The organism is Pedococcus sp. KACC 23699 (assembly GCF_045348425.1).
Classification (GTDB): Bacteria; Actinomycetota; Actinomycetes; order Actinomycetales; family Dermatophilaceae; genus Pedococcus.
The window spans coordinates 1,238,640-1,252,488 of the sequence record NZ_CP157483.1; the positions used below are offsets into that span (position 1 = coordinate 1,238,640).

15 protein-coding genes and 1 riboswitch are annotated in these 13,849 nt (G+C 71.8%); of the genes, 7 read left to right on the forward strand and 8 right to left on the reverse strand.

Features of this window, described 5'->3' with window-relative positions:
- The first annotated feature begins 148 nt into the window (after positions 1-148).
- A complete protein-coding gene (locus ABEG17_RS05685; protein WP_406832312.1) occupies positions 149-610 on the forward strand; it encodes a PLD nuclease N-terminal domain-containing protein in 462 nt (153 codons plus the stop codon).
- Here the strand turns inward: ABEG17_RS05685 and ABEG17_RS05690 are convergent.
- Positions 607-1,434 (reverse strand): DUF1028 domain-containing protein, encoded by an 828-nt coding sequence (locus ABEG17_RS05690; protein WP_406832313.1) that lies wholly within the window; start codon positions 1,432-1,434, stop codon positions 607-609. The two genes, ABEG17_RS05685 and ABEG17_RS05690, sit on opposite strands and share 4 nt — an antisense overlap.
- 109 nt (positions 1,435-1,543) lie before the next feature.
- On the opposite strand from ABEG17_RS05690, the gene ABEG17_RS05695 reads away from it, so the two are divergent.
- Positions 1,544-2,617: a calcium:proton antiporter gene (locus ABEG17_RS05695; protein ID WP_406832314.1), complete on the forward strand. Its 1,074-nt coding sequence runs from the start codon at positions 1,544-1,546 to the stop codon at positions 2,615-2,617.
- Between the two features lie 17 nt (positions 2,618-2,634).
- Here ABEG17_RS05695 and ABEG17_RS05700 read toward each other — a convergent pair whose 3' ends face one another.
- The 4 genes from ABEG17_RS05700 to ABEG17_RS05715 form a co-directional block, all read right to left on the reverse strand.
- Positions 2,635-3,312, reverse strand: a complete 678-nt coding sequence (locus tag ABEG17_RS05700) for a DsbA family oxidoreductase (protein ID WP_406832315.1) — start codon at positions 3,310-3,312, stop codon at positions 2,635-2,637.
- Positions 3,313-3,501: 189 nt separating this feature from the next.
- On the reverse strand, positions 3,502-4,284 hold the full coding sequence (locus tag ABEG17_RS05705) for a C40 family peptidase (RefSeq protein ID WP_406832316.1): 783 nt from the start codon (positions 4,282-4,284) through the stop codon (positions 3,502-3,504).
- A gap of 2 nt (positions 4,285-4,286) precedes the next feature.
- Positions 4,287-4,503: riboswitch (cyclic di-AMP (ydaO/yuaA leader) on the reverse strand.
- Between the two features lie 201 nt (positions 4,504-4,704).
- Positions 4,705-5,403, reverse strand: a complete 699-nt coding sequence (locus tag ABEG17_RS05710) for a metal-dependent transcriptional regulator (protein WP_406832317.1) — start codon at positions 5,401-5,403, stop codon at positions 4,705-4,707.
- 91 nt (positions 5,404-5,494) lie between these two features.
- Positions 5,495-6,736, reverse strand: coding sequence for an MFS transporter (locus ABEG17_RS05715; protein ID WP_406832318.1), 1,242 nt, complete (start codon positions 6,734-6,736; stop codon positions 5,495-5,497).
- A 69-nt stretch (positions 6,737-6,805) separates the two neighbouring features.
- Between ABEG17_RS05715 and ABEG17_RS05720 the strand changes: the two genes are divergently transcribed.
- From ABEG17_RS05720 to ABEG17_RS05740, 5 genes are all read left to right on the forward strand, one after another.
- Entirely contained in the window at positions 6,806-7,555 is a 750-nt protein-coding gene (locus tag ABEG17_RS05720; protein WP_406832319.1) for a hypothetical protein, read from the forward strand.
- Positions 7,552-8,298 (forward strand): SDR family NAD(P)-dependent oxidoreductase, encoded by a 747-nt coding sequence (locus ABEG17_RS05725; RefSeq protein ID WP_406832320.1) that lies wholly within the window; start codon positions 7,552-7,554, stop codon positions 8,296-8,298. Before ABEG17_RS05720 ends, ABEG17_RS05725 begins: the two co-directional genes overlap by 4 nt.
- A gap of 86 nt (positions 8,299-8,384) precedes the next feature.
- Entirely contained in the window at positions 8,385-8,561 is a 177-nt protein-coding gene (locus tag ABEG17_RS05730; protein ID WP_406832321.1) for a hypothetical protein, read from the forward strand.
- A 137-nt stretch (positions 8,562-8,698) separates the two neighbouring features.
- Complete coding sequence (locus ABEG17_RS05735; RefSeq protein ID WP_406832322.1) at positions 8,699-9,130, forward strand: hypothetical protein; 432 nt, start codon at positions 8,699-8,701, stop codon at positions 9,128-9,130.
- Positions 9,131-9,265: 135 nt separating this feature from the next.
- A complete protein-coding gene (locus tag ABEG17_RS05740; RefSeq protein WP_406832323.1) occupies positions 9,266-9,907 on the forward strand; it encodes a malonic semialdehyde reductase in 642 nt (213 codons plus the stop codon).
- Positions 9,908-10,414: 507 nt separating this feature from the next.
- On the opposite strand, the gene eda is transcribed toward ABEG17_RS05740, so the two are convergent.
- The 3 genes from eda to pdxH form a co-directional block, all read right to left on the reverse strand.
- On the reverse strand, positions 10,415-11,077 hold the full coding sequence (gene eda / locus ABEG17_RS05745) for a bifunctional 4-hydroxy-2-oxoglutarate aldolase/2-dehydro-3-deoxy-phosphogluconate aldolase (protein WP_406832324.1): 663 nt from the start codon (positions 11,075-11,077) through the stop codon (positions 10,415-10,417).
- Positions 11,074-12,942 (reverse strand): phosphogluconate dehydratase, encoded by a 1,869-nt coding sequence (edd, locus tag ABEG17_RS05750; RefSeq protein WP_406833138.1) that lies wholly within the window; start codon positions 12,940-12,942, stop codon positions 11,074-11,076. The genes eda and edd overlap by 4 nt, the downstream gene beginning before the upstream one ends.
- A gap of 219 nt (positions 12,943-13,161) precedes the next feature.
- The gene (gene pdxH, locus ABEG17_RS05755; protein ID WP_406832326.1) at positions 13,162-13,842 is read right to left on the reverse strand and encodes a pyridoxamine 5'-phosphate oxidase; all 681 of its coding nucleotides are present in this window, start codon (positions 13,840-13,842) and stop codon (positions 13,162-13,164) included.
- Between the last annotated feature and the right edge of the window lie 7 nt (positions 13,843-13,849).

The following is a 13,849-nucleotide window of genomic DNA, read 5'->3' on the forward strand; positions in this document are numbered from 1 at the left end:
CCACGACGAGGTATGCCGCGGACGCACCTCCGCGGCATACCTCGCGGGTGCGCCGGGAGCTGCACCGTGCCCCACGTTGCGTGAACCGGCAGGGAGTTGTCGCCGCGTTCTCGGGACGGGGCGCGACCTCGCGTGCCACCATCACGGCGTGATTCGCGCTGAGCTGGGGTTGGGGGTCCTGGGCACCGCCCTGTGGATCTACTGCCTGCTGGACGTGATCATGACCGACGAGTCGCGCATCCGGAACCTCACCAAGGCCACGTGGGTCATGATCGTCCTGGTGACCTCGGTCGTCGGCGCGGTCGCCTGGCTCGTCGCGGGCAAGCCGGAGTCGAACCCGCGCGGGATGCCGTACAAGGGCAACACGGGGTACTCCGAGTACGACCGTCCCGGACGGTTCGTGCCGACCGACCCGAAGGCGGACGAGGAGTTCCTCAAGCAGGTCCGCGAACGGGCCGAGGCCCAGCGCCAGGAGGCGAAGCTGCAGCGGCTGGCCCGCGAGCAGCGCGAGGAGCGCGAGCGGCGGGAGATCCGCGAGGCCCACGAACGCCGACGGCTGCGCAACCCCTCCGAGCCTGACCAGCCCGGCTCGTCGGGCGAATCCGCCTAGCTGCTCTCCTCGCGCAGGGCAGCGAGCACCTTGGTGTCGATGCCGTCGCTGCTCATCCGCATCTCGTAGTTCGCCTCGGACGCCCACGCCTCGAGGGCCGCACCGACGTCGCCACCCTTGTCGTGCCCGACCGATGCCAGGCGACGAGCCACCTCATCGGCCAGGTCACCGGTGAGCGGCAGCACCTCCTCGGCCACCCCGAACAGGAGGTCGTTGATCTTCAGCAGTCGGGCGAGCTCCTGCGGCGCCTGGGGATGGTCGTCCACGCGGAGGTCGGCGAGTACACCGCAGGCGTCGTACCCCGCGCCGGGCTTCACGGCATACAGGGCAGCGCCCTGCCGACCACGCGAGTCACCGCCGGCCTCGTCGCCGGCGAGCAGGGCCGCGAGGAGGCGGTCGGTGAGCGAGCCTCCGGCGGACGCGCGCCAGGCCCGCTCCATCGCCGCGACGACGTCACGACCGGTGAGGATGTTGCCCTGGATGGCGAACCCGCCGCTCGCCTCGCGCCCACTCACGCCGCCGGCCCAGTCCATGCACGCGCTGCCGGTGTACGTCGCCTGCGAGTCGACGCCGACCACCCCGAGCTGGCGGTGCTCTCGCCCCTCGTCGGGACCGGTGCAGGCGGCCACGGCACCCGCGGCGTCCGCTCCCCCGGCGAGCGCCTCGAGCGCGGTGTCGCGGTAGGACACCCGTGCCATGGCCTGCGTCGCGACCGCACCCACACCCAGTCGGGCCTGCGGCACCACCGCTCCGACGAAGGGGAACTTGCTCGCGACGGCGACACCGAAGGCGTCACCGACCTGGGCGGCGATGGAGAAGGTCATGGCCCCGACGCTAACCCGGGCGCCGCGTCACGGCGACCGCCGTGGACGATGCCGTGGCCGTTCGAAAAGTCTGGGACAATGACATATGGCCGCGCGAACGACCAACCCCATGCTCACCTGGACCACCCTCTCCCCCGTTGTGGCGCTCGTCGCCCTCGTCCTGACCTGGGGACACGATCTCGGCACGGCGCCCGTGCTCGTCGTCGCCGTTGCCCTCGCAGCGGCGGTGCTCGCCGCGGTGCACCACGCGGAGGTCGTCGCCCACCGCGTCGGTGAACCCTTCGGCTCCCTCGTGCTGGCCGTCGCCGTGACCATCATCGAGGTGGCACTCATCGTCACCCTGATGGTCTCCGGCGGCAAGGAGACCTCGACGCTGGCCCGCGACACCGTCTTCGCCGCGGTGATGATCACCTGCAACGGCATCGTCGGGCTGTCCCTGTTCGTGGGTGCGCGCAAGTACAAGCTCATCTCGTTCAACGCCGAGGGAGCCGGCGCCGCGCTGGCCACCGTCACCACCCTGGCCGTCCTGACGATGGTCGTGCCGACGTTCACCACGGGTGAGCCCGGGCCGGAGTTCACCTCGGGCCAGCTGGCGTTCGCCGCCGTGATCTCCCTGGTGCTCTACGGCATGTTCGTCTCGACCCAGACCGTGCGGCACCGCGACTTCTTCCTGCCCGTGGGCAAGCAGGGCGAGCCGCTGGCCGACGAACACGCCAACCCGCCCAGCAACCGCGAGACCTACCTGTCCCTCGGCCTGCTGCTGGCATCGCTCGTCGCCGTCGTCGGCCTTGCCAAGGTCGAGTCACCGGCCATCGAGTCGGCAGTGGCCGCCGCGGGCTTCCCGCAGTCGTTCGTCGGTGTCGTCATCGCCCTGCTCGTGCTGCTCCCCGAGACCCTCGCCGCCGTGCGCGCCGCCCAGCGCAACCGCATCCAGATCAGCCTCAACCTGGCATTGGGTTCGGCCATGGCCAGCATCGGCCTGACGATCCCAGCCATCGCCATCGCGACGATCTGGCTCGACGGCCCGCTGCTGCTCGGACTGGGACCGTTGCAGATGGTGCTGCTCGGGCTCACGGTGCTGGTCAGCGTGCTGACCGTGGTGCCCGGGCGGGCCACCCGGATGCAGGGCGGCGTGCACCTCGTCCTGCTCGCGGCGTTCGTCTTCCTCGCCGTCAACCCCTGACCCGTATGCCGCGGCGCTCAGGCGTCGGCGGTGGCGGGCTCGTCGTCCTCGGCGGCCGCGGCCTCGATGAGTCGGCCGAGGACCTCCACGGTGTGGACGCCGGAGAGGCCGACCTTGCGGTTGCCCATGTAGAAGGGCACACCCGTGATCCCGAGGTCACGCGCGGCCTCCTCGTCGGCACGGACCTCTGCGGTGTACTCATCGCCGGCCAGCACGGCCGACACGCGTCGGCCGTCGAGGCCTGCCTCGGCCCCGAGACGCTGCAGGGTCTCGACGTCGTCGATCGGCTTGCCCTCGCTGAAGTGCGCGCTGAACATGCGCTCGAGCACCGCACCCTGCAGGGCGTGGCCGCCCTGGGCCAGCCCGAGGGCGATGAGCCGGTGGGCGTCGAAGGAGTTGGACCGCAGCTGCGCGTCGACGTCGATGTCGATCCCGTCCGGTCGACCCATCGTCGCCGGCCGCTCGGCCATCTCGCGCGCACCGTCGAGGTCGGTGCCGTACCGCTGCGCCAACCACCCGAGCACGGTGTCCCCCGTGCCCTTCGGGGTGCTGGGGTCGAGCTCGAAGGCGTGGTAGGTCACGGTGACCTCTGCCGGGTGGGCGCTCTCGGCGATGGCCAGCTCCAGCCGCCGCTTGCCGAGGTAGCACCAGGGGCAGACCACATCGGCCCAGACATCGATCTCCACTGCGTTCATCGTTCCATCCTCACACGGCCCGGCCACCGGCGACATGGGCTGGACCTCTGGCCCGCCCGCCCACCAGGCGCCCACCAGGCGCCCACCCGCCTCGTGCCCAGACCCACGGGCACGGACGGCGAAGGCCCCCACCGCATACGTGATGGGGGCCCTTCGACGAGCTGGAGGTCAGCCTCGGAGCGACGGGGCTCAGGGGCGACCGTAGGTCACGCTGGAGGACCAGATGTCGCGCAGGGCGACGGCCTTGCCGGTGCGGGGGCTGTCCCACATCTTGCCGTTGCCGGCATAGATGCCGACGTGGAAGGCGGGCGAGCCGAAGAACACCAGGTCGCCGGGCTGCGGGTTGGACACCGGGGTCGTGGCCTGGCGCTGGGCCTCGGCCGTGCGCGGCAGGTTGATGCCGAGCTGACGGAACACGTAGGACGTGTAACCGGAGCAGTCGAAGCCGGCCGGGGTGGTGCCGCCGTAGACGTACATGATGCCGGCGTACTGGGCCGCGATGCCGAGGACGCCACCCGTGGCGGGCTTCGCCGCGGGAGCGGCCGCCTTGGGAGCTGCCTGGGCCTTGGGGGCCACGCGCTGGGTCGAGCGGCTCGCTGCGACCGGAGCGCGGGTCTCGGCGGCCGGGACGACCACGGGGCGCGGCTTGGGCTTGGGCTTGGGCTTGGGCTGCGGCTTGGCCGTCGCCGTGAAGCCGATGACACCGAAGGCGTCGGCGGCCTGGGGCGCGGCAGCCTCAGGTGCCCGCACGGCCACCGGGGCAGCAGCCGTGGCGGCGCCCTTGGTGGCGGGCTCTGCGGCCGGGGCGGCAGAGGCGGGGAGGGCGAACGACGCCACGAGACCACCCGAGGCCGCGATCACGGCCGTGGTCTTGACGGCGGGCTGAGCAGCCTTGGCGGCGATGTCAGCCAGCTCGGAGAAGGGGTTGAAGCGACCTGGCGCGCGATGGCGTGCCGAAGAGTGTGAAGCCACGATGGTTGAACCTCCAGCGCCTACGAGGTGAGCTGTCGGGTTCGGGTGGAGGTAGATCACCCGGCCCTCGTGGTTTGCCACCCGACCTTGCGGGCGCTCACACGAGGACTTAACCCCAAGGACTGTCCGAGGACGGCCCGAAAGTTGGGTCCCCCGCTCCTGCCAAGCGGTGTTGCTGGTGGGCCCGGGCGTGGTGACAGGACTAGGCGTTTCCACATCGGGCCAGACTCTTCGGGGGGCGAAGAGGCCTCGGTCACCGTACCCAAAGCCTCCGGGAATGTCACATTCGTGTCACGGCGAGTCAAGAACTGCCCAAGGAACCACCTGCAAGGCGCATCAAAACGAGGGGCGGTCCGACCGTTTCGTGCTCAGCCTGCCGTGTCCGGGCGTGCGGACCGGCGATCGGCTACCACGACCGGCTCAGATGAGCGCGCCGAAGACGTGCTGGGCCACGTCGTCCGGCAGCGACACCGCGGTCGAGTCGGGAGCGTCCTCCCGCACGGCCACGACCCGGCCGTCTGCGCGGTGCACCCGCACCCGCTCGCCGGGCAGCAGACGGGCGACCGTGAGCAGCGCAAGGGCCTCGTGGTCGACCTGGACCGGCTCGCCGATCCGCCGGACGAGGACGACCTCGGGCTGCTCCCCCGCGAGCTCGGTCAGGGTCTTCAGGCCGGTGCGGAAACCCTCCATGGGCTCCTCCTCCCCGAGCTCGTCGAGCCCGGGGATCGGGTTGCCGTAGGGCGAGTCGTGGTGGTCCTTGAGCAGGGCGAGGATCTTGCGCTCGACCCGCTCGGACATGACGTGCTCCCAGCGGCAGGCCTCGTCGTGGACGTACTCCCACTCCAGCCCGATGACGTCGACGAGGAGGCGCTCGGCCAGCCGGTGCTTGCGCATGACCCTGGTGGCGAGCAGCCGGCCCTCGTCGGACAGCTGGAGGTGGCGGTCGCCGCCGAGGCTGAGCAGTCCGTCGCGCTCCATCCGGGCGACGGTCTGGGACACCGTCGGGCCGGAGTGCCCGAGACGCTCGGCGATGCGAGCGCGCAGGGGGGCGATGCCCTCCTCCTCGAGCTCGAAGATCGTCTTGAGGTACATCTCGGTGGTGTCGATCAGGTCCGTCACGGGGCAAGCCTCTCACCTGCGGGTGCCACCCGCGGCCGGGTGGGCGATGCCGAGGGCCGCGCGGCCGGGGCGAGCCTCGACGGCGGACGGGTCAGCCTCGGCGGCGGACGGGGTCGAAGCGCGGCACCCAGTAGGCGAGCCAGCCACCCCCGAGGAAGCTCAGCGCCCCCACCGTGACGATGGCCGCGGCCAGCGGGGCCACGAGCGCGATGCCACCGACGAGCAGCGGGCCGGCCGTGCCACCCAGGTCGGCCATCAGCCGCCAGCCTCCGAGGAACTGCGGTCGCGACTCCGGCGGAGCGGCGTCCGCCCCCAACGTCATGACGATGCCCGACCCGATGCCGTTGCCCAGCGCCATGAGCATCGCCACCCCGGTCATCGCCACGATGGTGTGCGTCAGGGGGAGCAGCATCATCCCGACGCCCAGGACCAGGACGGTCGGCACCGCGATCCAGGCCCTCCCCCAGCGGTCCATGACGATCCCGGCCGGATAGAAGAGCAGCATGTCCACCGCGCCCGCGATCCCGAACACCAACGAGGTGTCGGACGCGGAGATCCCGATCGACTCCGCATACAGGGGGAGCACGGACGTGCGGCAGGCCCGTGCGCCCGCGATGACGAGGATGCCGCTGCCGAGGGTGAGCAGGGTGCGGCGGTGGACGCCGAGCACCGACCAGACGGACGCGCCGGACCGCTGCACGGCGGCCGCCTCGTGGTGGGCGGTGAGGTCGGGACCGAGCGCGACGAGAAGGAAGGCCGAGAAGGCCCCGACCGTCGCGACGAGGTATGCCGCGCGGATGCCGCCCTGGTGCACGGCGAGGGCGCCGACGAAGGGGCCGATGAACAGGCCGATCCGGTTCACGCCGCCGAGCGTCGACAGGGCCCGGGCCCGCATGCCGAGGGGTACGGCGTCGGTGAGGTAGGCCTGACGGGCGAGGTTGAAGACGGCCGCCTCCAGCCCGATCGCCGCGGTGGCGAGCGCGAACACCCACAGGCTCGGCGCGAAGGCACCCGCCAGCATCGCGGCCATCTCGACGAGGGCGGCCCCCATGAGGGCACGCGTCTCACCGATCCGGCTGACGATCGCGCCCGCGGGCAGGGCCGCCAGCAGCTGCGCGAACCCCACCAGCGCGACCATCGCCGCCGCCATCGTGACGGTGGCGCCGAGCTCGCGCGCCCGCAGGACCATGACCGGCAGGACCGCTCCCTGGCCGACGGCGGCGAGGACGGTCGGGCCGAACGCCGGCACCGCGATCGCCCGGAGGCTGAAGGCGCCGACTGCGGTCTCACCAGAGTGGGGACCCGGGTCGCGTCGTGGGGAGGAATCGGTCATCGCGCACCATTCTCGTCCGCGGCCCGGGTCAGCGCTCGGCGGGTTCGGAGGACGGACTACGTTCGGGTCATGGCTTTCCTCGTGCCTGCGCGCTTCTGCGGCCCTCCTTCCTCGGGCAACGGCGGCTGGGTCAGCGGCCACCTCGCCCGCCTCGTCGCGACCGCCCCCGACCGGCCCGCGGTGACGGTCCGGCTGCGGACTCCCCCGCCCCTCGACCGGGGGATGGCGGTGGTCGAGTCCGGCGGCGTCTGGGAGGTCACGGACGGTGAGCACCTGGTGGCGCAGGCCCAGGCGGCAGCAGGCCCCGAGCGGGGCGGCATACCGGCTCCGGTGTCCTTCGAGGACGCGCTGGTGGCCGGCGAACGTTACGAAGGCCTGGCCGACCATCCCTTCCCCTCCTGCTTCTCGTGCGGCACCGCCCGCGAGGTGGGCGACGGGCTGCGGCTCCGGCCGGGGCGGGTCGGTGACTCCGACCTGTACGCCGCCGTGTGGGTGCCCGCCGACGACGTGGACGTGGAGACCGTCTGGGCGGCCCTCGACTGCCCCGGGGGCTGGGCCTCGGGCATCGCGGGTCGGCCGATGGTGCTCGGCACCATGACCGCCCGCGTCGACACGCAACCCGTCGCCGGCGAACCGCACGTCGTCATGGCGTGGCAGCGCGGCGAGGAGGGACGCAAGCACTTCAGCGGGACCGCCCTGTATGCCGGCGACGGCACCCTGCTCGCGCAGGCCGAGGCCACCTGGATCGCCATCGACCCCACGTCCGTCCGTCCCGCCAGTTCCGCCAGTTCCGTCAGCCCCGCAGGAGGCACCGCATGAGCAGCACCCCCCTCGCCGTCGTCACCGGAGCCAGCAGCGGCATCGGCGCGGCCACCGCCCGTCAGCTCGCCGCCGCGGGGTACGAGGTGGTCTGCGCGGCCCGGCGCGCCGACCGGGTCGAGGCCCTGGCGGCGGAGATCGGCGGTCGGGCGGTGACCTGCGACGTCTCGGACGCCGCTGACGTCGCCGCCCTCGCGTCGGTCGTCGGTGAGCGGCTCGACGTCCTCGTCAACAACGCCGGCGGCGCTCTCGGGTTGGCGCCGGCCGCCTCGACCGACGTCGCGGACTGGCGGGGGATGTTCGAGTCCAACGTCATCGGGACGCTGCAGGTCACCCAGGCGCTGCTGCCGGCGCTGGTCGCGTCCGGTGCGGGCACCATCGTCAACGTCGGCTCGATCGCCGGCCGGACCGTCTACGAGGGTGGCTCGGGATACACCGCGGCCAAGCACGCGGTCGCCGCGCTCACCGAGACGTTGCGCCTCGAGCTCGTCGACCAGCCGGTGCGGATCACCGAGATCGCGCCGGGCATGGTGAAGACGGAGGAGTTCTCGCTGACGAGGTTCGGTGGCGACCAGGAGCGGGCCGACTCGGTGTACGCCGGGGTGGCCGAGCCCCTCGTGGCCGACGACGTCGCCGAGGCGGTGCTGTGGATGGTGCAGCGCCCGGCCCACGTCAACATCGACCTCATGGTCATCAAGCCCCGGGCCCAGGCGGCAGCCCACAAGGTCCACCGCGAGTCCTGACTCCCACCCCTTCACGCAAAACGCTGGTTGCGCGGCATACCGCGGGTAGTTGTCCCGACCTTTGCCGCGCAACCAGCGTTCTGCGTGTGCCTCAGGCGCGGGTGACGGTCAGGACCACCATCATGGCCTCGCGCTACGTCGACCCGGGCCTGCCCACGCAGGTCGTCCTGACGGGATCGTGCGGGTGCCCATGGGACGGCCCCGAGATCCGTCCCAGGTCGCGCCCGACGCACGTCGAGGGCAGCCTGATCACCCTGGCCTGACGGCCGCGCGGCTCATCGCGCACGATGCGCAGGTCTCTCCTAGACTGCCCGCTGATCGACGATCCGGTGGCTCATGCCGGCCGTCCTGCTTCGTGCACGGGGCCGGACTGAGCCACACCATTCGAGCAGGGGGAGATATGCAGGCACGGACCAAGAAGCGACTCGTCGCAGCGACTTTCGCGTTCGGCATCGCCGGCGCCTCGGCTGTCGGCAGTGCCACGTCGGCAGCCGCAGCCACGTCGAGCTACGTCGGCTGCTCGACCCATTACGCCGGGCTGAGCAAGTACCGGCAGGCCTACGCCACGTGGACGTCGACCTCGACAACCCTGGGACCGACGAAGTTCTACGTCAACGGGACCAACGACGGCAGCCCCTACCTGTTCTCGTCGTCCCTGACCGTCCAGGTGTGGACGAAGCAGGGCGGCTACTACACGGCCAGCGCCTACAGCAGCAAGACGATTCCCGGGCGCTGGGGGACCATCCAGTGGACCGACAAGGTCTACAAGAAGGACTCGGCGGGCGTCTACCACTACCTCGACACAGTCACCTGCAAGACCTGGCAGTCGTGAGCCTTCGTCCGGCGCGGCGCCCTGGGGGACCCGCGCCGGACGCGGCTGAGCCCCGGGCGAGCCCCGCGCCAGACGCCTTGACCTGCGGCAACGTGGTTGGGGAATGCAACCATGAAGTTGACTGTTCAACTTCTCATGACCCAGACGCACGATGACCTGACCGAGCTCGAGTCGCAGTTCGCCGACCACCTCGAGATCTCCCCCGAGACCGCGGACCTGTTGTTCCGCGAGGCCCGCACCGCCAACTCGTTCAGCGACGAACCCGTCACCGACGAGCAGGTGCGCGCGATCTTCGAGCTCGTCAAGTGGGGCCCCACGGCCATGAACAACCAGCCCCTGCGCGTGGTGCTGGTCCGCTCCCCCGAGGCTCGGGGCCGCCTGGTCGAGCACATGGGTGGCAACAACAAGCCGAAGACCTCCACCGCGCCCCTCGTGGCCATCCTCGCCGCCGACGACGACTTCCACGACGAGCTGCCCACCGTCTTCCCGATCTTCCCCGGCGCCCGCGAGATGCTGGCCGCCGACGACGACAACCGGCGCTCCACCGCCGACCTCAACGCCGCGCTGCAGGCCGCGTACTTCATCATCGGGGTGCGCGCCGCGGGCCTGGCCGCCGGCCCGATGACCGGCTTCGACGCCGACGCCGTCACGCGTGAGTTCTTCCCGGACGGCAAGCACCGGGCGTTCATGGTCGTCAACATCGGTCGTCCCGGCCCCGACGCCTGGTTCGACCGCCTGCCGCGACTCGGGTACGACGAGGTCGTCACCGCCGTCTGACCCGCCGAGTCACCACGAGCATCGTGGCCGTCGCCGCGATCCGGCGGCGGCCACGATCCGGACACCGCGCCTTAATCCGTTGCGAAAGACGCCGACCCGACTTAGCGTCGTTGGTACACGGAAGGGAGGTGGTCCAGGAATTGATTTCATATTGGACGCGTGAGGTGACTGCGCGCTAGGTGCGCAACGTCGACTGCTTCGACGGCGCAGACCCTGCGCAATCCCTAGCAGTTCACCGCAGCCCGTGGGCCGTGCAGGTCGTCCCCTGCACATGCTGAGCCGCTCGAATCGGCGAGGCAGGGCCCGCGGGCTGTTCCATGCCCCGACCCACCCGACCCGCCCGACCCGCCCCGACCCACCCGGCCTGCCCGACCCTGGGGCGGTCGTGCCGAAGACAGTCCCGCCGAAGACAGCGGTGGACGGCAGCCGCAATCCCCCGACGCGGCCACCGTCCACCTGTATGTGAGGCGGCCCGGCACGAGTGCCGTCCGCGCGATGGGTCACACCCTACGGGCGCAGGGCGGCAGCGTCTCCCGCGAGCTGCTCGATGAGCGCCCAGTCGCCGCGAGCGACGGCGTCCTTGGGCGTCAGCCACGAACCGCCGACGCAGCCGACGTTGGGCAGGGCCAGCCACTCGGCAGCAGTCTCCCGGGTGATCCCGCCGGTGGGGCAGAAGCGCAGCTGCGGACACGGCCCGGCGACCGCCGACAGGTAGGGACGACCGCCACTGGCCTCGGCGGGGAAGAACTTCATCGCCTCGAGGCCGGCCTCGGCCAGCGTGAGCATCTCGGTCAGCGTGCCGGCGCCGGCCAGCAGCGGGAGGCCCGACGCGAGGGCGGCCTCGAGCAGTCGCGGCGGCGAGCCCGGCGTGACGATGAACTGAGCCCCGGCGTCCTGCACCTGGCGCACCTGCTCGGGGGTCACGACGGTGCCGGCGCCGACGACCATGCCCTCGACCTCCGAAGCCACCGCCTCGATCGCCCCGAGCCCGGCCGCGCTGCGCAGCGTCAGCTCGATGACCGGTATGCCGCCGCGCAGCAGGGCCCGCGCGAGCGGCACCGCCTGCTCGACCGAGTCGACGACGACCACCGGGATCACCGGGGCCAGGTCGAGGATGTCGGCCTCGCGGGTGATCACGGGCTTGGCGACGGGAGCGCTCGTAGAGGTCATCGGGTCTCCTCGGAGGTGACGGCGGCGGTGGTGTGGTCGTACAGGCGGCCGAGGCCGGCGAAGACGTGGGCGCCCTCGTCGGCGCGACCCACTGCGGCGCGCATGGGGGCGAACAGCTCGCGCCCGGTGCCGACGCCTTCGTCGCTGACCCGCTGGGCGGGCAGCCGCGCGGCGAACTCGTCCTCGTCGACGAGGACGTCGAGCCGACCGGTGCGGGCGTCGACGCGAATGACGTCGCCGTCCTGGATCTTCGAGATCGGGCCTGCATGAACGGATTCCGGCGTCACGTGGATCGCAGCCGGGATCGCCCCCGACGCTCCGCTCATCCGCCCGTCGGTGACCAGGGCGACGGCGTGGCCGCGCTTCTGGAGCACTCCGAGCGACGGGGTGAGGGCGTGCAGCTCGGGCATCCCGTTGGCGCTGGGGCCCTGCTCGCGGATGACAACGACGACGTCGCGGTCGAGCTCGCGGCGCGAGAACGCCTGGAGGAAGCCGACCTGGTCGGTGAACACCCGCGCCGGGGCCTGGACCACCTTGTGCTCGTCGGCGACCGCAGAGACCTTGATGATGGCGTGGCCCAGGGTGCCGCGCAGGACGCGCAGCCCCCCGTCGGCGGCGAAGGGGTCGGTCGCAGGGCGCAGCACCGCTGGGTCGAGCGACTCCTGCGACGCCTCGACGAACTCGAGGACACCGTCGACCAGCACCGGCTTGCGCGTGTAGTGGCGCAGCCCCCGACCCGCCAGGGTGAGGACGTCCTCGTGCAGCATGCCGGCGTCGAGCAGGGTGCGGACGAGGTAGGCCGTGCCACCGGCGGCGTGGAAGTGGTTCACGTCGGCGGGGCCGTTGGGGTAGATGCGGGCGACCGAGGGGATGGCCGCCGACAGGTCGTCGAAGTCCTCCCACGTCAGGTCGACACCGGCGGCAGCAGCCATCGAGATGAGGTGCATCGTGTGGTTGGTCGAGCCACCGGTGGCCAGCAGGGCGACGACCCCGTTCACGACGGACTTCTCGTCGACGACCTGGCCGATGCCGTACGGCTGCTCGGAGCCCGCGATCTCCGCGACGCGACGGGTGGTCGCGGCCGTGAGCGCGTCGCGCACCGGGTCATCGGGGTGGATGAAGGCCGCCCCGGGCAGGTGCAGGCCCATGACGTCCATGAGCATCTGGTTGGAGTTGGCGGTGCCGTAGAACGTGCACGTGCCGGGCGAGTGGTACGAGGCGACCTCGCTCGCGAGGAGCTCGTCGCGCCCGGCCTCGCCCGCGGCATACGCCTTGCGGGTCTCGGCCTTGTCGGCGTTGGAGCGCCCGCTCGCCATGGGTCCGGCCGGCACGAGCGCCGTCGGGAGGTGGCCGAACGACAGCGCACCGGCGACCAGGCCGGGGACGATCTTGTCGCAGACACCGAGCATGAGGACCCCGTCGAACACGTCGTGCGACAGAGCGATCGCCGTCGACATCGCGATGACGTCGCGGCTGAAGAGGCTGAGCTCCATGCCCGCCCGCCCCTGGGTGATGCCGTCGCACATCGCGGGCACGCCACCGGCGACGCGGGCGACGGCGCCGACCTCGCGGGCAGTCTGCTTCATCGCCTGCGGGTAGTGCTCGAACGGCGCGTGCGCCGAGAGCATGTCGTTGTAGGACGTGACGATCCCGAGGCTGACCCCGGTGTCGGCGGCCATGGTGGTGCGGTCGCTGCCGCCGCACGCCGCGACGGCGTGGGCGAGATTGGAGCACCCGAGATCGGTGCGGGCCGGGCGCAGGCTCAGCTCGGAGGCGGCACGCGACAGGCGCTGCAGGTATGCCGTGCGGCTGGCACGGCTGCGGTGGGTCACTCGGGCGGTGACCTCGGCGACGACGGGGTGGATGGCGGTGGCCATGGAGCTCCTGGGACTTCGGCGGTCGATGGATGGACCGCGCGAACGACGTCCTTGGCGTGCGCGTGTGTGATTCGTTTCACAAGTGTGCCGACGTCTCAGGAATGATCAACGCCCATCCCGCCATGCGGACACCGGCGTTCAGAGGTCGTTCAGGTCCGCGGTGCCGGCCCGGTGGCCGGGCGGGCGCACCGGCACGCCGCGGAAGGGCTAGGGCTGGCGACGCGACAGGCTCCAGCTCGCCGGGTCGTCGAGGGTGCCCTCACCGGTGCGGGTGAAGACCAGCCGGTCGTGCAGCCGGTTGCGGCGGCCGCCCCAGAACTCGACCTCGTCGCAGTGCACCCGCCAGCCACCCCAGAAAGCGGGGACAGGCACGTCGCGGGCGTTCCCGTGGTCGGGGAACTGCGCGGCATACCGGTCGTAGGCCGTCTCGAGGTCGGCGCGGCTGCCGACCGGCTGGGACTGCTGGGAGGCCCACGCCGAGATCCGCGAGGCCCACGGGCGGGAGAAGAAGTAGCCCTCGACCTCCTCGCGGTCGAGCTCGATCGCCTGCCCGCGGAAGCGGATCGCCCGGAACATCGACGGCCAGGTCAGGGCCGCGGCGATGCCACCGGTGGCCGCGATCTCCTGGCCCTTGGCCGACACGGTGGCGGTGACGAAGCCAGGACCGCGGTCGTCGAAGAAGCGCATGAGGACGGTGCGGACGTTGGGCCGGCCGTCGGCGTCGACCGTCGCGATCGAGATCGCCGTGGGCTCCGGCACGTCGCCCTGGGTCTCGGACCGGGCGATGGCCTCGTCGACCCACAGGCGGGCCTGCTGCCAGGGCGTGTCGGCAACCTGGTCCTCCGAGAGGCCTTCGCCGGTGTAGTCCACGCGCCGCGCATCTGTCATGAGTCGA

Coding starts and splice junctions, on each gene's coding strand:
- ABEG17_RS05715 (WP_406832318.1), bottom strand. CDS start 6,736: ATGACCGATTCCTCCCCACGACGCGACCCGGGTCCCCACTCTGGTGAG.
- ABEG17_RS05735 (WP_406832322.1), top strand. CDS start 8,699: ATGCAGGCACGGACCAAGAAGCGACTCGTCGCAGCGACTTTCGCGTTC.
- ABEG17_RS05700 (WP_406832315.1), bottom strand. CDS start 3,312: ATGAACGCAGTGGAGATCGATGTCTGGGCCGATGTGGTCTGCCCCTGG.
- ABEG17_RS05690 (WP_406832313.1), bottom strand. CDS start 1,434: ATGACCTTCTCCATCGCCGCCCAGGTCGGTGACGCCTTCGGTGTCGCC.
- eda (WP_406832324.1), bottom strand. CDS start 11,077: ATGACCTCTACGAGCGCTCCCGTCGCCAAGCCCGTGATCACCCGCGAG.
- ABEG17_RS05720 (WP_406832319.1), top strand. CDS start 6,806: ATGGCTTTCCTCGTGCCTGCGCGCTTCTGCGGCCCTCCTTCCTCGGGC.
- ABEG17_RS05740 (WP_406832323.1), top strand. CDS start 9,266: ATGACCCAGACGCACGATGACCTGACCGAGCTCGAGTCGCAGTTCGCC.
- ABEG17_RS05695 (WP_406832314.1), top strand. CDS start 1,544: ATGCTCACCTGGACCACCCTCTCCCCCGTTGTGGCGCTCGTCGCCCTC.
- pdxH (WP_406832326.1), bottom strand. CDS start 13,842: ATGACAGATGCGCGGCGCGTGGACTACACCGGCGAAGGCCTCTCGGAG.
- ABEG17_RS05725 (WP_406832320.1), top strand. CDS start 7,552: ATGAGCAGCACCCCCCTCGCCGTCGTCACCGGAGCCAGCAGCGGCATC.